Below are 18,895 nucleotides of genomic sequence, written 5' to 3'. Positions count from 1 at the left end.
TCCTACGAGGCGGAGGGGTCATGACCCCTCCCGCGGCTTTGACCCCTCCGCCCGCGAAGACGCGGGCACCTCCCCATTTGAAATGGGGAGGGATTTGAGTCCCAGCTCACTCCAGCTTGATGTCCAGCTCCTTCAGGAGCTTCGCGAAGTAGGCCTGGTCGTCCCGCACCTGGACGGCGTACTTGTCGTAGGGCTGGTGCTCGACGTTCTGCGCCACCATCAGCAGCTTCTCCCTGATCTCGGGCAGGGCGGCGGTCTGGCCGGCGGCGTCGGACAGCCGCTTCAGCACCGGCTCCGGCGTGCCCTTGGGCGCGAACAGGCCGAACCAGCTGCGCGCGCGGAAGCCCTTGAGGTCGAGCCCGGCTTCGGCGGCCGTGGGCGTGTCGGGCAGGTCGGCCAGCCGTACCGGGCCGTCGACGATCACGGCGCGCACCTTGCCGGCCTTGGCATAGGGCATGAAGGAGGGATCGAAGACCATCTGGATGCGGCCGTCGAACACGTCGCCGGTGGCGTCGACGATGGTCTTGTAGGGCGAGTGCTGCATCTGGATGCCGGCGGCGCGCGTCAGCACCTCGCCGGTGAGATGCGTGATCGTGCCGAGGCCCGAGGAGCCGAACCAGAACTTGCCGGGATTCTGTTTGGCGAGCGCCACGAACTCGGCCCATGTCTTGACGCCGAGCGCGTTGGTGAGCGTGACGACGAGGATCGGCGTGGAGAGCCGCGACACCGCGACGAGATCGTCGGGATTGTACGGCACCTTGCGTGCGAAGGGCGTGATCGCCAGCACGGCTGTCGGTGCGAGCAGCAGCGTGTAGCCGTCGGGCGGGCTGGTCGCCACCATCTGCGCGCCGACGCCGCCCGACGCGCCGGGCTTGTCCTCGACGATGATCTGCTGGCCGAGGACGCCGCTCATCTTCTCGGCATAGAGCCGCGCCACCTGATCCGCCGAGCCGCCCGGCCCATAGGGCACGATGAGACGGATCGGCTTGGCGGGCCACGCCTGCTGTGCACGGGCGGCTGGCGCGGCGAGGGCGGCGAGCGAGCCGAGGGCAGCGAGCGTCGCGGTACGGCGGCCGATGGTCATGCGTTTCCTCCTTCTCAACGCCGAGGTATGCCCCGGTCGTGCGAGGATTGAACGTCGATGGGCCACGCGCCGTCCACCCTCAATGCCGCATGTCCGGCCTCGGCGAAGCGACATCCTCGCAAGTCGCCGCCTTCGCCTGTTGTCTTGGACGACAAGTGACTTTGCCATTTCGATGGTTGCCGGCCATGTTATCATTCAACCAAAGTGCGAGGTGGTCGCGTGACAAGGGACAAATGCTGTCCCGATGCGTGATCGCCTGAGTGAATGAAAACAGGGGGAGCGTATGCGGGTTCTGGTAGCGGCGCTGTTGCTGGCCGTAGGTTTGTCGTCGAATGCAGCGGCGCAATGGTCTCCATTCAATGTTAGCGACCATCTGCGAGGGAATACCGGTGTCGGGGTGACCGCGAGCGGAGAGATCGACGGTCAGTACGGCAAGCGGAAAGCGGAACTCAACGTCTTTTGCGCCGAGAACGAGACCCGCATCATCATCGCAAGCAAACCGTTCTATGTCGGCGGAGACAACGTGACGATGGAGTACACCTTGAATGGCGGCCCTGTGCAAAAGGCCACTTGGGGTGTGTGCAAGGGAGACGGCTGCATAGGCCTATGGCGTGGGGCCGGTATTCCGTTCCTGAAATCGCTCTACGACAAGGCGCTGCTTCGCATGGTCATCCATCCTCGGCATTTGGCACCATCCAGGCTGACATTCCCGATTGCCGGAGCCAAAGAGGCATTCGAACCCTTGGCAAAGCTGTGCAAGTGGGGGTGAACCGCCGTTGACGGCGGCCGATCATCGGTTCGTTCGCCGTCTACTACCTTGTCGGTGCAATCGATTGCACGCTCGACCACTCACTGCACCAGGTTGAACGACTCCAGGAACCGCCTCGTGTCGGCTGCCTGTTCGACGCCGGGTTTGCCTTCGACGACGAGCTGGTAGAGGCGGCCGCGGACCCAGTAGATGCGGGTGATGGAGACGTTGCCGCCGGCCTGCACGACCGTGTACTCGCGGCCTTCCGAGCGGCCGAGCTGGAGCTTCTTCTCGTCGCGCCAGGTGTTGCCGGCGGCGGAGCCGTTGCGGACCTGCGTCAGGATCACGTCGGCCGCGGCGTTCTTGGTCACGCTGGCGGGATAGTCGACATAGGAGGCGACGTAGACCACGCGGTCGACCACGGCAGTGGCCTCCGTCATGGGCACGCTGGTGCCGGCGCCGGTCGGCACGGGCACGGTCGTGGCTTTCGGGATTGCGGGCATCTCGACGCGATAGCGGCCGCCGTTGGGCTTGTATTCGATCCAGCGCGTCGGGTTGTAGGTCTGCGCGACGGCGGCCGCGCCGGCGAGCAGCAACATTGCTGTCGAGAAGAGCATCGCAACGAGTCGGATCATGGCTTCACGAGCGCGAAGGAATCGAGGAAGCGACGGGAAGCGGGCGTGGCGCCGACACCCGAACCGGAGCCCATAACCGTAATCTGGAAAAGACGGTTCGTGAACCAGACCGTGCGCATGACGATCGTGACGTTGTCCCCCGTGGCAACGACGAATTCGCGGGCAGGCGCGCCGCCGATGGTGAGGGCGGCATCGCTCCGCAGCTCGCCGTGGCGGGCAATGTTGTCGCGCACACGTTCGAGCAGCCTTTCCGGCGGCATGCGGTGGCCGATGTCCGGTGGGTAGTCCATGTATGCGACAGTGTAGTCGGTCTTGGGCAGGCGAACGGATGCTCGCCTCTGCGTGGCGACACGCCCGCCGTCGATTTCGATTTTGGAGGTCTCGATCTGCGGCGTCCCCGGCATCTCGACCCGGAAGCCGCCGCCCGCGGGGCGATACTCTGTCCAGGTCTGTGCGCCGGCTCCCACGCTGCCAAACAGCAGCGCTGCTGCCATGCCAAGCCTGCCCACGCACCACCCCACGAAACGTCGACGCATCGGATCTCCCCCCGGCCTCGCCTTGCAGCGGCATAGTTCCACATCCGGATTGCAGCGGTCCATGGCCGGGGTTAAGCCTGCCTCGACACGGAATGAAAACCTGCTTCCGGCAGGGGAGGAAAACACCATGGCGGTCGGGGACAAGTATCGTGCGGTGCATGCGCGCTCGCTGAGCGATCCCGAAGGTTTCTGGGCCGAGCAGGCGGCGACGATCGACTGGTCGCGGCGCTGGGACAAGGTGCTCGACGGCGCCAATCCGCCCTTCTACCGCTGGTTCGAAGGCGGCGAGCTGAACGCCTGCCATAATGCGCTGGACCGTCACGTGGAGGGTGGGCGCGCAGACCAGACGGCGCTGATCTACGACTCGCCGCTCACCGGCACGAAAACGCACTTCACCTATCGCGAGATGCGCGACCGGGTGGCGGGGATCGCGGGCATGATCGCCGCGCAAGGCGTGGGCAAGGGCGACCGCGTCATCCTCTACATGCCGATGATCCCCGAGGCGGTGATGGCGATGCTGGCCTGCGCGCGGCTGGGGGCGGTGCATTCCGTCGTGTTCGGCGGTTTCGCCGCCAAGGAGCTGGCGAGCCGCATCGACGATTGCGCGCCCAGGCTGATCCTGACGGCCTCGTGCGGTATCGAGCCCAACCGCATCGTGCACTACAAGCCGATGGTCGACGAGGCGATCGAGCAGGCCGCGCACAAGGTGCCGCGGGTGATCCTGCTGCAGCGGCCGCAGGCCGAGGCGACGATGGTGAAGGGCCGCGATCTCGACTGGAACGAGGCGCTGGCCGCCGCCAAGCCGCACGGCTGCGTGGCCGTTAAGGCGACCGATCCGCTCTACATTCTCTATACGTCGGGCACGACCGGCCAGCCCAAGGGCGTGGTGCGCGACACCGGCGGCTACTGCGTGGCGCTGTCCTGGTCGATGAAGAACCTCTACGGCGTGCAGCCCGGCGAGGTCTACTGGTGCGCCTCGGACATCGGCTGGGTGGTCGGCCACAGCTACATCGTCTACGGCCCGCTGATCCACGGCGCGACGACGATCCTCTACGAGGGCAAGCCGGTGGGCACGCCCGATGCCGGCGCCTTCTGGCGCGTGATCTCCGAGCACAAGGCGATGGCGCTGTTCACCGCGCCGACGGCGTTCCGCGCCATCAAGCGCGAGGACCCCGACGGCAAGCTGCTGAAGCAATACGACCTCTCGAAGTTCCGCACGCTGTTCCTCGCGGGCGAGCGCGGCGATCCGCCGACCGTCGAGTGGGCGCAGAAGATGCTGGGCGTGCCGGTGATCGACCACTGGTGGCAGACCGAAACGGGCTGGGCGATCTGCGGCAACTTCGTGGGCGTGGAGGCGATGCCGGTGAAGCTGGGCTCGTGCTCGATGCCGGCGCCGGGCTGGCAGCTCGACGTGCTGGACGAGAACGGCAAGCCGATGAAGGCGGGCGAAGTCGGCGCGCTGGCGGGCAAGCTGCCGCTGCCGCCGGGCACCTTCCCGACGCTCTGGAACGCCGACGAGCGCTACAGGCAGAGCTACATGGCGGAGTTCCCCGGCTACTACAAAACCGGCGATGCAGGCTTCATCGACGCCGATGGCTATGTCTCGGTGATGACGCGCGTCGACGACGTGATCAACGTCGCGGGCCATCGCCTCTCGACCGGCCAGATCGAGGAGGTGCTGGGCGCCCACACCGACGTCGCCGAATGCGCGGTGATCGGCGTGGCCGACGAGCTGAAGGGGCAGGTGCCGCTGGGCTTCCTGGTGCTGAAGGCCGGCGTCAACCGCCCGCACGAGGAGATCAAGGGCGAGGTCGTCCAGATGGTGCGCGACCGCATCGGCCCCGTCGCCTTCTTCAAGAGCGCGCTGGTCGTGCAGCGACTCCCCAAGACCCGCTCCGGCAAGATCCTGCGCGGCACGATGCAGAAGATGGCAGACAGTTTGCCGTGGACGCTTCCGGCAACCATCGAAGACCCCGCAGTCCTCGACGAAATCAAGGACGGATTGAAGGGTGCGGGGTTCGCAGCGAAGGGGTGACTGTCTCTCTCTGTCATCCTGAGCGCAGCGAAGGATCTCATCGCCGCTTGCCACCGCCATGAGATCCTTCGCTGCGCTCAGGATGACAAGAACCCTCTGCCGCTCTGAGCGTTAGCCATGAGAGAACACCGCTACTGGGTCTACATCCTGGTCAGTCATTCGCTCAGCGCCATGTACGTCGGCGTCACCAACGATTTGGGCCGCCGCGTTTTCGAGCACAGGAACGGCCTTGGCAGCGAGTTCGCGAAGAAATATCAGGTTCGCCGTCTGGTCTATACCGAGGAGTTCGAGCAGATCGAGGAAGCAATTGCCCGCGAGAAGCAGCTCAAGGGATGGAAGCGCATCCGCAAGAACGAACTGGTCCGGGCGGCCAATCCGGAGTGGGAAGACCTGATGCCTGAAGAGACGCGAATCTCCCCTCTGTCGTCCTGAGCGTAGCGAAGGACCTCATCGCCAGTTGCCACGGGCATGAGATCCTTCGCTGCGCTCAGGATGACAGAAATGACGGCCAATATGGGCTATAGGAAGCCGACCGCCGTCGACGTGAATTTGTAGTGAAGAAGGACAGCAAGATGACTCTCGATATCAACCGCTCGGATCTCACCGTGGGCGTGGTCGGAACCGGTGCCATGGGGCGCGGCATTGCGCAGGTGACGGCGCAGGGCGGCATGAAGGCGATCATGTTCGATGCAGCGCCGGGCGGGGCCGCGAAGGCCAAGGCCGCCATCGTCGAGACCCTGAAGGGCCTCGTGGCCAAGGGCCGGCTGACCGATGCCGATCTCGCCAAGGCCGACGCCAATCTCGGCGTCGCGGAGAAGCTCGAAGACCTCAAGGGCTGCCACGTCGTCGTGGAAGCGGTGTTCGAGAACCTCGAAGTGAAGCAGAAGCTGTTCGGCGAGCTGGAGGCCGTGCTGGCGCCCGAGGCGATCCTCGCCTCCAACACCTCGTCGATCCGCATCGCCTCGATCGCGCGCGCGCTGAAGCATCGCGACCGCGTCTGCGGCATGCACTATTTCAATCCCGTGCCGCTGATGAAGCTCGTGGAGGTGATCCGCACCACCGACACCGCGCAGTGGGTGGTCGACGCCATGGTGGCGCTGGGCAAGCGCCAGACCCGCGTGCCGGTGGTCGTGGGCGACACGCCGGGCTTCCTCGTCAATCTCGGCGGTACGGCCATCGGCACCGAAGGCCTGCGCATCTATCAGGAAGGCCGCGCCACGCCGGCGCAGATCGACACGGTGATGCGCGAGAGCTGCGGCTTCCGCATGGGCCCGTTCGAGCTGATGGACCTCACCGGCATCGACGTGAACTTCCCGGCGCGCAAGATCATCTACGAGGGCTTCTTCCACGACCGGCGCATGACGCCGAGCCCGTATCACGAGAGCCTCTATGCGGCGGGCAAGCTCGGCCGCAAGACGGGCGGCGGCTGGTACGCCTACGATGCCAAGGGCGCGAAGGTCGATCCCGGCAGCGATCACCTGCCGTCGGTCGAGGCCGCCAAGAGCGTCGTCATCATGGACACGCACAACCAGAAGCTCGTGAGCCTGGTCAACGCCGACGGCGCCAAGATGCTGGGCGCCGACGACGGCAAGAGCCCGATCCTGGTGGCGCCCATCGGCAAGGACTGCACCACGACGGCCATCGAACTGGGGCTCGATCCCAAGCGCACCGTCGCGGTCGATCTCACCGGCGACATTACCAAGCGCCTCACCATCATGACCGCGCCCGGTGCCGACCCGGTGGTGCGGGATTCGGTGGCGGCGCTGCTCGCCAAGTCCGGCGCCAAGATCACCCTGATCAAGGACTCGCCCGGCTTCATCGCCCAGCGCATGGTCGCGATGATCGCCAACCTCGGCTGCGAGATGGCGATGATCGGCATCGCTTCGGCCGCCGACGTCGATACGGCGATGACGCTTGGCCTCAACTATCCGCGCGGGCCGCTGGCGCTGGCCGACTGGCTGGGCGTCAAGGAAACCCACGAGATCCTGGTGCAGGCGCAGGCCATCACCGGCGACGACCGCTACCGCCCCAGCCAGTGGCTGCGCCGTCGCGCGATGCTGGGCCTCAGCGCCACGACGGTGGAGTAAGGCGCGGTCGTGCAGGAGTGTCGGTGGACTTATACGTTATCTGCAGATAACGTATAAGTCCCTTGCCGGGATGGCGAGAAGCCGTATTATACGTTAACCGCAGATAACGTATAATACGGCTATGCCGCCTGCTCCCAGACCTTTGTCGCTCAGCTTCCAGACGACCTACGCCGAGCTGCTGGAGCAGTGTTCGCTGGATGCGTTCAACGAGGCTTTCCCGGAAGCCGGGACCTTCGTCGCGAAGGAAGTTGCCGGCAAGCGCTACTGGTATTTCCAGTTGCCGGCTTCGGAAGGGCAGAAGCAGCGATACGCCGGGCCGGAAACGCCGGAGCTTCTGGAGTATATCGAACAGCATCGGCAAGCGCGTACCGCAGAGCGCTCCAGGCGCTCTCTCATTTCCACGCTCGTCCGTACGGCTGGCCTCCCTCGGCCCTTGCCGAAGATCGGCGAAATCGTCGCTGCCCTGGCGAAGGCTGGTGTGTTCCGCCTGCGTGGCGTGCTCGTCGGAACGGTGGCTTACCAGACATATCCGGCTTCCCTTGCGATACGTCTGCCCGCAGCGTCGACGGCGACCCAGGATGTCGACATCGCTCAGTTCAACAATGTTTCGATTGCCGTGCAGGACGCTACGGCGCCGATGATCGACGTCCTGAGGGCGGTCGACGAGAGCTTTCGCCCGGTGCCGCACCTCAGCGACCGCAAGCGCACTGTCACCTATCGTGCCGCCGACGGCATACGCGTCGATTTTCTGACACCGAACGAAGGCAAGGATACCGACAAGCCGAAACGGCTCCCCGCTCTCGGCACCGATGCGGAACCACTGCGCTTCCTGGACTTCCTGATTCACCAGCCCGAGCCGGCGGTCGTTCTCCATGGCGCCGGCATCTACGTCAGCGTCCCGGCGCCCGAGCGATACGCCGTCCACAAACTCATCGTGACGCACCGGCGCGTCGGACCTGGCAAGGCCAAGCAAGCCAAGGACCTGCTTCAGGCGGAGGCGCTGCTCAATCGCCTCGTCGACGTGCGGCCGGAAGAATTGCGCGACGTGTGGCAGGAAGCTGTGAATCGCGGCGACAAATGGTCAGAGAGCATGATGGCGAGCCTCGCCCATCTCGACGCCAAAGTCCGTGACCGGACTCTGGCTGTGATCGGAAAGCCGCTCAGCGGCCGCCGACGATCCTGACGGGCAGGGGGACGGGGCCGTCCCAGCTTTTGAGGCCCTGGCCATTGATCTTCACGATGTCGACCTTCGTTATGTTGTCGGCGAGGGCGGGCGACACGAGGTCCTTGGCCGTCTGGACGACCAGGGCGGCGGCGATCACGGTCAGGACGATCTTGGTATAGCGGTCTACGAGCACGGCGTTTCCTCTCCCATATGGAGCGGGAACGATAGCTCATCGCGCGAGCTTCTTGCTCATGTAGACCGTGATGCCGTTCAGGAATTCTTCTTCGCGGTCCACGACGTAGCCCAGGCGGCGGTAGAGCGCGACATTGGCCTCGAAGGCGGCGTTGGTCAGGAGCCGGGCCTCGAAGCAGCCGGCCGCCATCGCGATGCGCTCGGCGTGATCGAGCAGCCGCCGCCCGATGCCGCGGCCCTGGGCCTCCGGCGCGACGGCGACGTTCTCGATCCAGATGTGATCCTCGCGTTGCATCGTCTCGATCACGCCGACGATCGTCCGGCCGTCGACGACGACGTCGAAGCGATGCTCGTGCAGCGCCTTCGCATAGTCGACGCGCATCGGCAGCGGTTCGCGGCCGATTGCCGGCACCCATCGCGCATAAGCCGCGCGCACGATGCCGGCGATGGCCGCTGCCTCGTGCGGTTCGGCGGGCCGAAGCTCGGCCAGGGGCTCCAGGGAAGGATCGCTTATCATGGCTGTTCTCCAGAATACGGACACAAAAAACCCGCCGACCGGGCGCGGTGGCGGGGTGCTGCGGACGAACGGCGCGGGGAACTATCTTCCCGCGGGCCTTCCTGTTCGCACGTTCAGCTCGCCGCGCCGCACCGTGAGGGTGCGTCGGCGTCGCTGCGAGAGGAGGGAAGGCCGCGAAAGCATGACGTCATCTGAAATCAGATGGATGCGCCGGTCAAGCGGACCCGTGCCGGTCCGGTTCCAATCCGCATGTATCCGGCGAGCGAGTGTTACTCACTTCGGCGTAACGTTTCTTTTTCGCATGTGGTTTCGGAGATAAATTCGTTCGTCGCTGCCGGAGTCGATTCCCAACTCAAGCGCATCTCTCTTGTTCCTTTAGGGATGCGTTCAGATGTTCAAGCAGACTCTCTCGGCCTTCGCCGGCGGCGCCACCGCCGTTGCCATTGTCATGGGCGGTGCAAGCGGTGCGTTCGCGCAGGCGTCGGAAGAAAACATGGCGCGCTGCCAGCAGCTCTACAGCCTCTGGTCCAAGCACAACGGCACGTCTCCCTACGGCAAGGTGCTCGACGCCGACATGGGCATCGAACATTGCCGCAAGGGTGAATACGCGGCGGGCGTGAAGCAGCTCAAGAGCGCGCTCAACCGCTCCCAGATTCCCGTACCCCCGGCCGTCGAGACCGCGAACAACCGTTAGCTTTTAGCTAAGGGGCGCTCGACACACGGCGGCAGGGGCAGGGCGTGTCCTTGTTCTTGTTCCTGTCGCCGTGACTTCGAGGTCTTTACGTTTCGAACAGTGCGCCGATATCGTCGAGCGCCGGGGCCGGGATCGCGGCGTGGCGCGGATCCATGACGATGGCCTGGCCGAGATAGGCCCAGTAGAGGAAGGTCGCGCGCGCGAGCGCCCGCTTGCGGGCCACGCCGGCCGCGACGAGCAGCTTCGCGATATAGGCGATGCGTTCGGCATCGACGGCGGCGACGATGACCGCCACGCTTTTGTCTTCGGTAGCCCAGGTCCTTATCGCGCGGTCGAGCCGCGGCCTCGCGGCGAAGGCGCGCTTCAGGAGATAGGCGAGACGGTCCGGCCCGTCCTTGCCGGCGACGTCGCGAATGACCCGATCGGTCATCCGCTCCCGCCAGCTCCGCAGGAGCGCCGACTTGAACGCGGCGATGTCGGCGAAGTGCCAGTAGAAACTGCCGCGCGATACGTTCAGCTTCTCGGCCATGGCGCCGACCTTCAGCGCGCCGGCGCCGCCGCCTGCAAGCGTGCGCAGGCCCTGGTCGATCCAGTCCGACTTGCCGAGGCGGTCGTCGTTTGCGGTGTCGTTTGTCACAGCCCGACCATACACAGGTGTATTGACCGGCGCCACGGCAGCTGCCAGCGTCTCCTCCATACAGGGGTGTATGGTCATGGGGGTGTATGGTCATGAACTGGCAGGACATCGCGCTGGTATCGGCAGGAGGCATCGGCAGCGTCGTGGCCGTGATCCACGGCGTCCTCGTGCAGCGTTACATGGTGAGACCCGTGGGTGCATTCCTCCAGGCGGAGGGGCGGGCGGCCGCCTCGACGGGCCGGCTGGTGCCGCTGCTGCTGCATTTCAGCACGGTGAGCTGGTTCGCGGGCGGGCTGGCGCTGATCGCGGCGGCCGGCTGGTTCGGCCCGCAGGCGCGGCTCGCCACCAGCCTGATCGTCGGCGGACTCTATCTCTATGGCGCGCTCGGCAATCTCTGGGGCACGCGCGGCCGCCATCCCGGCTGGGTGCTCTACGGCGTGGCGCTGGTTCTGATCGCCTTCGGGGCCGTCAGATAGGTTGACGTTTACGTAAAGGTAAACTAAATCCCGAAGGCTGGCGCGTGGACCACTGACGGCCCAATGTCCCTATAAGAAGGACACGAAGACAGAGTTCAGGAGGAAGAGTCCGTGACTGCTTTGGCCGCCCATTACACGCCCGAACACCAGATGTTCCGCGACACCTGCCGGCGGTTCTTCGAGAAGGAAGTGATGCCCTTCCACATGAAGTGGGAGGAGGAGGGAATCGTCCCGCGCGAGCTGTGGCGCAAGGCGGGCGAGCAGGGGCTGCTGGGCATGACCATGCCCGAGGAATATGGCGGCGCCGGCGCGGACTTCCTCTACAGCGCCATCCTCATCGAAGAGCAGGGCCGGGCGCTGGCGACCGGGCCGTCCTTCTCGCTGCACAACGACATCGTGGTTCCCTACCTGCTCCACTACGGCAGCGAGGAACAGAAGAAGAAGTGGATCTCCAAGGCCTGTAGCGGCGAACTCGTCACCGCCATCGCCATGACCGAGCCCGGCACCGGCTCCGACCTGCAGTCGGTCAAGACCACCGCCGTGATGGACGGCAACCACTGGGTCATCAACGGCTCCAAGACCTTCATCTCCAACGGCCAGCTCGCGGACCTCGTGATCGTCGTCGCCAAGACCGATCCCAAGCTCGGCGCCAAGGGCACGTCGCTGATCGTCGTCGAGCGCGGCGCCGAGGGGTTCACCCGCGGGCGCAACCTCGAGAAGATCGGCATGAAGGCGCAGGACACGTCGGAGCTGTTCTTCGACAATGTGCGCGTGCCGGCCGATCACCTGCTGGGCGGTCCGGGCATGGGCTTCATCCAGCTCATGCAGCAGCTGCCGCAGGAGCGGCTGGTGATCGCCATCCAGGCGGTCGCCGCGATGGAAGCCGCACTCGACCACACGCTGGCCTACGTCAAGGAGCGCAAGGCCTTCGGCAAGGCGATCATCGATTTCCAGAACACGCGCTTCAAGCTCGCGGAACTCAAGACCAAGGCCAAGATCGCGCGCGTCTTCGTCGACGACTGCATCGCCAAGCACCTCAAGGGCGAACTCGACGTCGCCACCGCGGCGATGGCCAAGTACTGGACCACCGACCTGCAGTGCGAGCTGATCGACGAGTGCCTGCAGTTCCACGGCGGCTACGGCTACATGTGGGAGTTCCCCATCGCGCGCCTCTACGCCGACGCGCGCGTGCAGAAGATCTACGGCGGCACCAACGAGATCATGAAGGAACTCATCGGCCGCACTTTGTAATTTGGAAGGGGCATGACCCCTCCGCCCCTTCGGGGCACCTCCCCATTTGAATGGGGAGGGGAGTGAAAAAAGGAGAGAAGCCATGACCGACGCATATATCTACGACGCCGTCCGCACGCCGCGCGGCAAGGGCCGCAAGGACGGAGCGCTGCACGAAGTGACGCCGGTGCGTCTGGCCGTCACCGCCCTGCAGGCGGTGCGCGACCGCAACAAGCTCGACACGCACCTGGTCGACGACATCGTGCTGGGCTGCGTCATGCCGATCGGCGAGCAGGGTGCCGACATCGCGCGTACGGCATCGGTGATGGCGGGCTTCGCCGAGACCGTCTCGGGCGTGCAGGTCAACCGCTTCTGCGCCTCGGGCCTCGAAGCCACCAACATGGCCGCGGCGCAGGTCATGTCCGGCCAGAGCCAGGCCGCCATCGGCGGCGGCGTCGAGAGCATGAGCCGCGTGCCCATGGGCTCCGACGGCGGCGCCTGGGCGGTCGATCCCGGCGTGTCGATCCCGATGTACTTCGTGCCGCAGGGCGTCTCGGCCGACCTGATCGCCACCAAGTACGGCATCAGCCGCGACGACGTTGACGCCTATGCCGTCGAATCGCAGAAGCGCGCCAAGGCCGCCTGGGACGCCGGCTACTTCAAGAAGTCCATCGTGCCGGTGAAGGACCAGAACGGCGTCGAGCTGCTGGCTCACGACGAGCTGATGCGCCCGCAGACGACGATGCAGACGCTGGCGGCGCTGGAGCCCAGCTTCAAGATGCAGGGCGAGATGATGCCGGGCTTCAACGCGGTGGCGCAGCAGCGCTATCCCGAGGTCGAGAAGATCGTCCACGTCCATCACGCCGGCAATTCGTCGGGCATCGTCGACGGCGCCGCCGCGATCTTGCTCGGCAGCAAGGAGTTCGGCGAGAAGGCCGGGCTGAAGCCGCGCGCGCGCATCCGCTCCTTCGCTTCCATCGGCTCGGAGCCCGCGATCATGCTGACCGGCCCGGCGCCGGCGTCGGAGAAGGCGCTGAAGCGCGCCGGCATGTCGGTCAAGGACATCGACCTGTTCGAGCTGAACGAGGCCTTCGCGTCGGTCGTGCTGCGCTACATGCAGATCCTCAAGATGCCGCACGACAAGATCAACGTGAACGGCGGCGCCATCGCCATGGGCCATCCGCTGGGCGCCACCGGCGCGATGATCCTGGGCACGCTCCTCGACGAGCTGGAGCGCCGCAACCTCTCGACCGGCCTCGCCACGCTCTGCGTCGGCGGCGGCATGGGCACCGCCACCATCATCGAGCGCGTGTAAGCGACTTCAGGGAACAGCGACCATGATCAACTACAAAGTCGACAGCGACGGCATCGCCACGATCACGTGGGACATGCCCGGCCGCGCCATGAACGTGCTGAACGAAGGCTCGATGACGGCCTATGCCGGCGCGCTCGAAACCGCCCTGAAGGACGACAAGGTCAAGGGCATCATCCTGACCTCGGGCAAGGACAGCTTCATCGCCGGCGCCGATCTCGAAATGATCCTCGCCCTCGACACGTCGGACGCGTCGAAGCTGATGGAGCAGTTCAGCCAGCTCCAGAAGATGTTTCGCCGCCAGGAGACCGGCGGCAAGCCCATCGTCGCGGCGATCAACGGCACGGCGCTGGGCGGCGGCTTCGAGATCTGCCTCGCCACGCACTATCGCATCGCCGCGGCCAACCCGAAGACCAAGCTCGGCCAGCCCGAGGTGAAGATCGGCCTGCTGCCGGGCGGCGGCGGCACGCAGCGTATCCCGCGTCTGATCGGCGTGATGAACGCCGCCCCCATCCTGCTCGAAGGCAAGGAGCTGACCGTCGATGCCGCCAAGGGGCTGGGCCTCGTCAACGAGGTCGTGCCGCCGGGCGAGCTGCTGGCCCGCGCCAAGGCGTGGCTGACGGCACCGGCGACCGAGCAGGTCGTGCCGGAATATGCCGGCAAGGGCGCCAAGCCCATCGACGGCCGCGCCGTGCAGCCGTGGGATCGCAAGGGCTTCAAGACGCCGGGCTTCCCTGGTGGCCAGGTGTGGAGCCCGCCGGGCGTCCAGACCTTCATCGGCGGCGCCGCGATGGTGCGCGGCAAGACCAACGGCGTCTATCCGGCGCCCAAGGCGATCCTGAGCTGCGTCTATGAAGGCCTCCAGCTTCCCATCGACGCGGCGCTCAAGGTCGAGACGCGCTACTTCGTCTCGCTGCTGCGCGACCCCGTCGCCAAGAGCATGATCCGCACGCTGTTCTTCGGACTGCAGGAAGCCAACAAGCTGGTGCGCCGGCCGAAGGGCGTGCCGAAGCAGGAATACACCAAGATCGGCGTGCTGGGCGCGGGCCTGATGGGCGCGGGCATCGCCACCGTCTCGGTGCAGGCCGGCCTCGACATCGTGTTGATCGACCGCGACCAGGCCTCCGCCGACAAGGGCAAGGCGCATATCGCCGGCGAACTCGACAAGCTGGTGAAGCGCGGCCGCCTCGATCAGGCCAAGCGCGACGCACTGCTCGCCAAGGTCACGGCGACGCCGGACTTCGGCGCGCTGAAGGACTGCCAGCTCGTGGTCGAAGCGGTGTTCGAGAACCGCGAGGTCAAGGCCGAGGCGACCAAGAAGGCGGAAGCTTCACTGCCGGCGACCGCGGTGTTCGCCTCGAACACCTCGACGCTTCCGATCACCGGCCTCGCCGAAGCCTCGTCGCGGCCGGATCACTTCATCGGCCTGCACTTCTTCTCGCCGGTCGAGAAGATGCCGCTGGTCGAGATCATCGTCGGCAAGAAGACCTCGCCCGAGACCTTGGCGCGGTCGATGGACTTCGTGCAGAAGATCCGCAAGACGCCGATCGTCGTGAACGACAGCCGCGGCTTCTTCACGTCCCGCGTCTGCGGCGCCTTCATCAGCGAAGGCCATCGCCTGCTGAAGGAAGGCGTGCCGGCGGCGATGATCGAGAACTGCGCGCGCTATGCCGGCATGCCGGTGGGCCCGCTGTCGCTGAACGACGAGGTGGCCATCGATCTGTCGTGGAAGATCATGGACCAGACGCGGCGCGATGCCGAGGCGGCCGGCCAGAAGTACGAGGGCAGCGGCACCGAGGACATCCTCGAGCTGATGGTGAAGAAGCTGGAGCGCTTCGGCCGCAAGAACGGCAAGGGCTTCTACGACTATCCGGCCGACGGCAAGAAGCGCCTGTGGCCGGAGCTGGCGAAGCACTTCCCGGCCGATCCCAAGCTCCTCTACGGCGAGGGCGAGGAGAAGCGCGCCAAGGAGGACGAGATCAAGAAGCGCCTGCTCTACGTGCAGGCGGTCGACACCGCGCGCTGCCTCGAATCGAACGTGCTGACCAACCCGCAGGACGGCGATGTCGGCTCGATCATGGGCCTGGGCTTCGCCCCGCAGACCGGCGGCGCGATCAGCCTGATCGACCAGGTGGGCATCAAGACCTTCGTGGCCGAGTGCGACGCGCTCGCCAAGAAGTACGGCCCGCAGTTCGAGGTGCCGAAGCTGCTGCGCGACATGGCCGCCAAGGGCCAGAGCTTCTACGCCAACTACCACGCTGCGAAAGCCGCGTAGTCGGACGAGTACGGGGAGGGCGCGCGCGGCGAGGGTCGCGCGCGCCCTTTTTGTTGCCCTGGCGAAGCGGCCCCGTTCGCCCCGCGAACGGCAATCGCTTTGATCTTCCTCCCCGGCGAAGTACAAGGGCGCGAAGTCCGATAAAGCCGATAGAGGAGACGACGCCGTGGACGCCAAGGAAATCGCCGCACTCGCCGACCGTATTGCCGAAGGCCGGCGCTCCAAGTCGACGATGGATTGGCTCGCCGACGCGACCGCCAATCTCTCAGAGCAGGATGCCTACAAGGTGCAGTTCGCCGTGCAGGACCGGCTGGAAGCGATCGGCTGGGGCAAGCGCGCCGGCTGGAAGGTCGCCTTCGCCGTGCCCGCGCAGTACGAGCCGCTGAAGCTCTCCGGCCCGGCCTTCGCCGGCATCTACGAAGCCGGCATCCGCCCGAGCGGCGAAGTGTTCGAGAAGGGCTGGCCGCTGAAGGCCGGCATCGAATGCGAGATGGTGGCGCGCATCGGCAAGGATGCGCCCGCGGGCAGCGCGCCCTACACCGCCGAGACGATCAAGGCGCACGTCGCCAACCTCTATTGCGGCATGGAAGTGGTCGAGAACCGCTACGGCGACGTCGCCAAGCTGGGCGGTCCGGGCCGCATCGCCGACGACGTGCTGCAGGCCGCCTGCATCGTCGGCACCGAGATCAAGGACTGGCAGGGGCTCGACTTCGCCACCGTGCAGGGTCGCTCCGAACACGAAGGCAAGGAACTCGGAGCCGGCCCCGGCGCCAACGTGATGGGCGGCGCGCTGATCTCGCTCGCCTGGCTCGCCAACCGCCTGATCGCCAACGGCAAGATGCTGAAGGCGGGCGAAACGGTCCTCACCGGCTCGGTCCACCCGCCGCAGTTCCTGCCGGGCCCCGGCAAGGCCAGGTCGGAGTTCAAGGGCCTCGGCAGCGCCGAGATCACCGTCAAGTAATTCGCCGGGGCGCCCCACGCACTCTGTCATCGCGCGCGGAGTAATCTCCGCGCTGGAGCGTAGCGAAGGATCTCAAGCCGGTTGCCTCACCTAAGGCAGGCGGCGATGAGGTCTTTCGCTGCGCTCAAGACGACAAGATAGGAAGGCCATCGGAATACACCTCCGTTGCTGGATAGAGGTCCGGCCGCCGAACGCGTCATCCTCCGCACGCGGTTGACAGGGGCGGCGTGTGGCCTGATAGTTAACCGACTGGTTACGTATCGGGGGATCTGATGACGGCTGGATGCAGCATCGTGACGGTCGAGCGGCAGATCACGGCCGTGGTGAAGGTCGACGCGCCGATGACCGAGCTGATGCAGGCGCACCAGTCGGCGCGGGCCAAGATCAACGAGGCGTTGCCCAAGCTCGATGTCGGTCCGCTCGGGCTCACCTGCACGCGCTGGCGGCCGCCGGTCGACGGCGTGCTCCCGATGGAGCCGGGCACGATCGTGGCGAAGGACTTTGCCGCGCACGGCGACGTCGTGGCGTCGGAGCTGCCGGCCGGCCGCGCCGCGCACTTCGTGTTGAAGGGCGGCTTCGAGGGGCTGGGCGGCGCCTGGCAGAAGCTCTTCGAGTGGTGCGCCGCGGAGAAGCTGACGCTCGCCGGCCTCAACTGGGAGATCTATGGCGCGCCGGCGGCCGATCCCGCGCAGCAGGAGACCTACCTTTACGCAAAGTTGGCGTGACGACCCCTAGATATGGCGTCGTGCAGGAAGCGTTTTGATTCCTCTTGCTTTGATCCCGGACGAGAACATAACATGAACGAACCGTCGCTCGCAGACACTCTCTGAGACGCCGCGGATCAAGCCAAAGTAGGGGGATCAGATGACTGCTGCACGGCCGACCGATCGCCTGTTCTTTGCGGTCCTGCCCGATCCCGCGACGGCGGTGCGCATCGCGACCCTGGGCGAGACGCTGCGCCAGGAGCACGGACTCGGCGGCAAGCCGATCCTGCCGCAGCATCTGCACATCACCCTCTGGCATGTCGGCGATGCCTTCTGGCCGCCGGCGAACGAGTTGATCGCCAAGCTCATACGCCGCGCTGCCTATGTCGAGATGCCGTCGTTCCGCATCGCCTTCGATCACGCGATGAGCTTCCGCAACGGTGCGTTCGTGCTGGGCGGCGAGGAGGGCATTGCCGGCCTCGAGATGCTGCACGCGCGCCTGCGGGCGGTGCTGACGATTCCCGGCCTTCGCCGTCCGGTCGGCGTCTCGGGCTTCACGCCGCACATGACCTTGCTGCGCGATCCCATGCACGTGCCGCTGCAGCCCATCGAGCCGATCGTGTGGACGGCGCGCAAGTTCGTGCTCGTGCACAGCTTGCTCGGCCGCACGACGCACCGTCACCTGGGGCATCTCCCGCTCGCCTGACGTAAGCGGGTATCGACCCCCGCAAAAACTTCCCGCCGAAAATATTGTCCGTCTTTCCGGAACAAGGAGAGAGCGTATGCGTAATGCGCACATGCCCCTATGGTTCTTTGGCTTCTGCCTGTCTGCAGAGGCCCAGCAGCGTACCGTCACACTGTTCGACCGCCTGTGCGAGGATTGGCTGTTCGACGCACAGCCTGCCCCCATCACCCGCCGCCTGCACGTCACGTTGTTTCCTCTCGGCTCGCTCGCCGATGCGCCGCCGGGCGCGGTCGCCGACGCCTGCGCGGCCGCGGGCTCGGTCGACGGGGCGCCCTTCGAGGTGTCGTTCGACCGCGCGATCAACCGGCGCGGCACGCAGATCGCGCTGACGGCCGACCGGCCGTGCGATGCGCTGTTCGCGTTCCAGCAGAAACTCTGCGCCGCGCTGCGCCACGTCGGCATGCGCGCCGTCAGGGGATGGCGGTTCGATCCGCACGTCACGCTGCGCTATCGCGAGAACATCCTGGTCGACCAGCCGGTGCCGCCGGTGTCGTGGCGCGTCGACGAGTTCGTGCTGATCGAAAGCCTGCGGGGCAGGACGATCCACAATCAGCGACGCAGATGGTCGCTCGGCGGTGCCGGTGGCAACGCCGCCCTCACCGCCGCGGCGTAGCCGTCAGCGCACGGGAACGGTGTCGACCGACGCCTTCTCGTAACGGCCGCGATGGCCGCAGAACAGGCACGTCGCCTCGAACGGATCGGGCAGCTTCTCGACAGGCTGCCCGGCCGAGGTGGTCACGCCGAACTTCTCGCCGCACTTCTGGCAGGAAACAAAGGAAGCGGTCTGCATGCCGGCAGGATACCGCGCGCAGATTGTTTTTGCCTCCCCCGTCGTTTTGAAAGGGGAGGAGGGCAGCGGCGG

The 18,895-nt window shown here is 66.0% G+C and carries 21 protein-coding genes; 14 read left to right on the top strand and 7 right to left on the bottom strand.

Features of this window, described 5'->3' with window-relative positions:
* Positions 1–106 precede the first annotated feature (106 nt).
* Positions 107–1,084, bottom strand: coding sequence for a Bug family tripartite tricarboxylate transporter substrate binding protein (locus BN60_RS12640; protein ID WP_020696425.1), 978 nt, complete (start codon positions 1,082–1,084; stop codon positions 107–109).
* A gap of 283 nt (positions 1,085–1,367) precedes the next feature.
* Here BN60_RS12640 and BN60_RS12635 point away from each other — a divergent pair, with 283 nt between their 5' ends.
* A complete protein-coding gene (locus BN60_RS12635; RefSeq protein WP_020696424.1) occupies positions 1,368–1,853 on the top strand; it encodes a type VI secretion system-associated protein TagO in 486 nt (161 codons plus the stop codon).
* 80 nt (positions 1,854–1,933) lie between these two features.
* Here BN60_RS12635 and BN60_RS12630 read toward each other — a convergent pair whose 3' ends face one another.
* Both BN60_RS12630 and BN60_RS12625 read right to left on the bottom strand, forming a co-directional pair.
* Positions 1,934–2,467, bottom strand: a complete 534-nt coding sequence (locus tag BN60_RS12630; RefSeq protein ID WP_020696423.1) for a hypothetical protein — start codon at positions 2,465–2,467, stop codon at positions 1,934–1,936.
* Positions 2,464–3,003 carry a hypothetical protein gene (locus tag BN60_RS12625; RefSeq protein ID WP_148283392.1) on the bottom strand — a complete coding sequence of 180 codons (540 nt, stop codon included), beginning with the start codon at positions 3,001–3,003 and terminating at the stop codon, positions 2,464–2,466. Before BN60_RS12625 ends, BN60_RS12630 begins: the two co-directional genes overlap by 4 nt.
* A 127-nt stretch (positions 3,004–3,130) precedes the next feature.
* On the opposite strand from BN60_RS12625, the gene BN60_RS12620 reads away from it, so the two are divergent.
* The 4 genes from BN60_RS12620 (at position 3,131) to BN60_RS12605 (ending at position 8,308) form a co-directional block, all read left to right on the top strand.
* Positions 3,131–5,038, top strand: a complete 1,908-nt coding sequence (locus BN60_RS12620; protein WP_020696421.1) for a propionyl-CoA synthetase — start codon at positions 3,131–3,133, stop codon at positions 5,036–5,038.
* Between the two features lie 117 nt (positions 5,039–5,155).
* Positions 5,156–5,470 (top strand): GIY-YIG nuclease family protein, encoded by a 315-nt coding sequence (locus tag BN60_RS12615; RefSeq protein WP_020696420.1) that lies wholly within the window; start codon positions 5,156–5,158, stop codon positions 5,468–5,470.
* A gap of 140 nt (positions 5,471–5,610) precedes the next feature.
* A complete protein-coding gene (locus BN60_RS12610) occupies positions 5,611–7,125 on the top strand; it encodes a 3-hydroxyacyl-CoA dehydrogenase (protein WP_043285484.1) in 1,515 nt (504 codons plus the stop codon).
* Positions 7,126–7,246: 121 nt separating this feature from the next.
* Entirely contained in the window at positions 7,247–8,308 is a 1,062-nt protein-coding gene (locus BN60_RS12605; RefSeq protein WP_043283880.1) for a nucleotidyltransferase family protein, read from the top strand.
* Here BN60_RS12605 and BN60_RS12600 read toward each other — a convergent pair.
* The gene (locus tag BN60_RS12600; RefSeq protein WP_020696417.1) at positions 8,286–8,483 is read right to left on the bottom strand and encodes a hypothetical protein; all 198 of its coding nucleotides are present in this window, start codon (positions 8,481–8,483) and stop codon (positions 8,286–8,288) included. The genes BN60_RS12605 and BN60_RS12600 overlap by 23 nt on opposite strands.
* A 36-nt stretch (positions 8,484–8,519) precedes the next feature.
* Entirely contained in the window at positions 8,520–8,999 is a 480-nt protein-coding gene (locus tag BN60_RS12595; protein ID WP_020696416.1) for a GNAT family N-acetyltransferase, read from the bottom strand.
* Positions 9,000–9,390: 391 nt separating this feature from the next.
* Here BN60_RS12595 and BN60_RS12590 point away from each other — a divergent pair, with 391 nt between their 5' ends.
* A complete protein-coding gene (locus tag BN60_RS12590; protein ID WP_020696415.1) occupies positions 9,391–9,693 on the top strand; it encodes a hypothetical protein in 303 nt (100 codons plus the stop codon).
* Between the two features lie 85 nt (positions 9,694–9,778).
* Here the strand turns inward: BN60_RS12590 and BN60_RS12585 are convergent, their stop codons facing one another.
* Positions 9,779–10,330: a TetR/AcrR family transcriptional regulator gene (locus BN60_RS12585; RefSeq protein ID WP_043285481.1), complete on the bottom strand. Its 552-nt coding sequence runs from the start codon at positions 10,328–10,330 to the stop codon at positions 9,779–9,781.
* A 92-nt stretch (positions 10,331–10,422) separates the two neighbouring features.
* Between BN60_RS12585 and BN60_RS12580 the strand changes: the two genes are divergently transcribed.
* From BN60_RS12580 to BN60_RS12545, 8 genes are all read left to right on the top strand, one after another.
* Positions 10,423–10,806 (top strand): hypothetical protein, encoded by a 384-nt coding sequence (locus BN60_RS12580; protein ID WP_043285479.1) that lies wholly within the window; start codon positions 10,423–10,425, stop codon positions 10,804–10,806.
* 111 nt (positions 10,807–10,917) lie between these two features.
* On the top strand, positions 10,918–12,057 hold the full coding sequence (locus tag BN60_RS12575) for an acyl-CoA dehydrogenase family protein (RefSeq protein WP_020696412.1): 1,140 nt from the start codon (positions 10,918–10,920) through the stop codon (positions 12,055–12,057).
* A gap of 82 nt (positions 12,058–12,139) precedes the next feature.
* Positions 12,140–13,351, top strand: coding sequence for an acetyl-CoA C-acetyltransferase (locus tag BN60_RS12570; protein ID WP_020696411.1), 1,212 nt, complete (start codon positions 12,140–12,142; stop codon positions 13,349–13,351).
* Positions 13,352–13,373: 22 nt separating this feature from the next.
* Entirely contained in the window at positions 13,374–15,623 is a 2,250-nt protein-coding gene (locus BN60_RS12565; protein ID WP_020696410.1) for a 3-hydroxyacyl-CoA dehydrogenase NAD-binding domain-containing protein, read from the top strand.
* Between the two features lie 166 nt (positions 15,624–15,789).
* Positions 15,790–16,584 (top strand): 2-keto-4-pentenoate hydratase, encoded by a 795-nt coding sequence (locus BN60_RS28840; protein WP_020696409.1) that lies wholly within the window; start codon positions 15,790–15,792, stop codon positions 16,582–16,584.
* A gap of 272 nt (positions 16,585–16,856) precedes the next feature.
* Positions 16,857–17,309, top strand: coding sequence for a GyrI-like domain-containing protein (locus BN60_RS28835; protein ID WP_020696408.1), 453 nt, complete (start codon positions 16,857–16,859; stop codon positions 17,307–17,309).
* A gap of 139 nt (positions 17,310–17,448) precedes the next feature.
* The gene (locus BN60_RS12550) at positions 17,449–17,994 is read left to right on the top strand and encodes a 2'-5' RNA ligase family protein (protein ID WP_020696407.1); all 546 of its coding nucleotides are present in this window, start codon (positions 17,449–17,451) and stop codon (positions 17,992–17,994) included.
* A 76-nt stretch (positions 17,995–18,070) separates the two neighbouring features.
* On the top strand, positions 18,071–18,646 hold the full coding sequence (locus BN60_RS12545) for a 2'-5' RNA ligase family protein (RefSeq protein WP_020696406.1): 576 nt from the start codon (positions 18,071–18,073) through the stop codon (positions 18,644–18,646).
* Positions 18,647–18,649: 3 nt separating this feature from the next.
* Here the strand turns inward: BN60_RS12545 and BN60_RS30830 are convergent, their stop codons facing one another.
* The gene (locus tag BN60_RS30830; protein ID WP_020696405.1) at positions 18,650–18,823 is read right to left on the bottom strand and encodes a hypothetical protein; all 174 of its coding nucleotides are present in this window, start codon (positions 18,821–18,823) and stop codon (positions 18,650–18,652) included.
* Positions 18,824–18,895: the final 72 nt, after the last annotated feature.

The organism is Reyranella massiliensis 521 (assembly GCF_000312425.1).
GTDB classification, from domain to species: Bacteria; Pseudomonadota; Alphaproteobacteria; order Reyranellales; family Reyranellaceae; genus Reyranella; species Reyranella massiliensis.
The sequence above is the reverse complement of the archived record's forward strand: the minus strand, read 5'-3'. Positions and strand labels throughout refer to the sequence as shown.

Bases quoted from the DNA above. Each gene is read 5' to 3' on its own strand.
- BN60_RS28835 (WP_020696408.1), top strand. From the start codon at position 16,857: ATGACGGCTGGATGCAGCATCGTGACGGTCGAGCGGCAGATCACGGCC.
- BN60_RS12635 (WP_020696424.1), top strand. From the start codon at position 1,368: ATGCGGGTTCTGGTAGCGGCGCTGTTGCTGGCCGTAGGTTTGTCGTCG.
- BN60_RS12640 (WP_020696425.1), bottom strand. From the start codon at position 1,084: ATGACCATCGGCCGCCGTACCGCGACGCTCGCTGCCCTCGGCTCGCTC.
- BN60_RS12545 (WP_020696406.1), top strand. From the start codon at position 18,071: ATGCGTAATGCGCACATGCCCCTATGGTTCTTTGGCTTCTGCCTGTCT.
- BN60_RS12595 (WP_020696416.1), bottom strand. From the start codon at position 8,999: ATGATAAGCGATCCTTCCCTGGAGCCCCTGGCCGAGCTTCGGCCCGCC.
- BN60_RS12605 (WP_043283880.1), top strand. From the start codon at position 7,247: ATGCCGCCTGCTCCCAGACCTTTGTCGCTCAGCTTCCAGACGACCTAC.
- BN60_RS30830 (WP_020696405.1), bottom strand. From the start codon at position 18,823: ATGCAGACCGCTTCCTTTGTTTCCTGCCAGAAGTGCGGCGAGAAGTTC.
- BN60_RS12615 (WP_020696420.1), top strand. From the start codon at position 5,156: ATGAGAGAACACCGCTACTGGGTCTACATCCTGGTCAGTCATTCGCTC.
- BN60_RS12580 (WP_043285479.1), top strand. From the start codon at position 10,423: ATGAACTGGCAGGACATCGCGCTGGTATCGGCAGGAGGCATCGGCAGC.
- BN60_RS12625 (WP_148283392.1), bottom strand. From the start codon at position 3,003: ATGCGTCGACGTTTCGTGGGGTGGTGCGTGGGCAGGCTTGGCATGGCA.
- BN60_RS12550 (WP_020696407.1), top strand. From the start codon at position 17,449: ATGACTGCTGCACGGCCGACCGATCGCCTGTTCTTTGCGGTCCTGCCC.
- BN60_RS12570 (WP_020696411.1), top strand. From the start codon at position 12,140: ATGACCGACGCATATATCTACGACGCCGTCCGCACGCCGCGCGGCAAG.
- BN60_RS12620 (WP_020696421.1), top strand. From the start codon at position 3,131: ATGGCGGTCGGGGACAAGTATCGTGCGGTGCATGCGCGCTCGCTGAGC.
- BN60_RS12610 (WP_043285484.1), top strand. From the start codon at position 5,611: ATGACTCTCGATATCAACCGCTCGGATCTCACCGTGGGCGTGGTCGGA.
- BN60_RS12630 (WP_020696423.1), bottom strand. From the start codon at position 2,467: ATGATCCGACTCGTTGCGATGCTCTTCTCGACAGCAATGTTGCTGCTC.
- BN60_RS12590 (WP_020696415.1), top strand. From the start codon at position 9,391: ATGTTCAAGCAGACTCTCTCGGCCTTCGCCGGCGGCGCCACCGCCGTT.
- BN60_RS12565 (WP_020696410.1), top strand. From the start codon at position 13,374: ATGATCAACTACAAAGTCGACAGCGACGGCATCGCCACGATCACGTGG.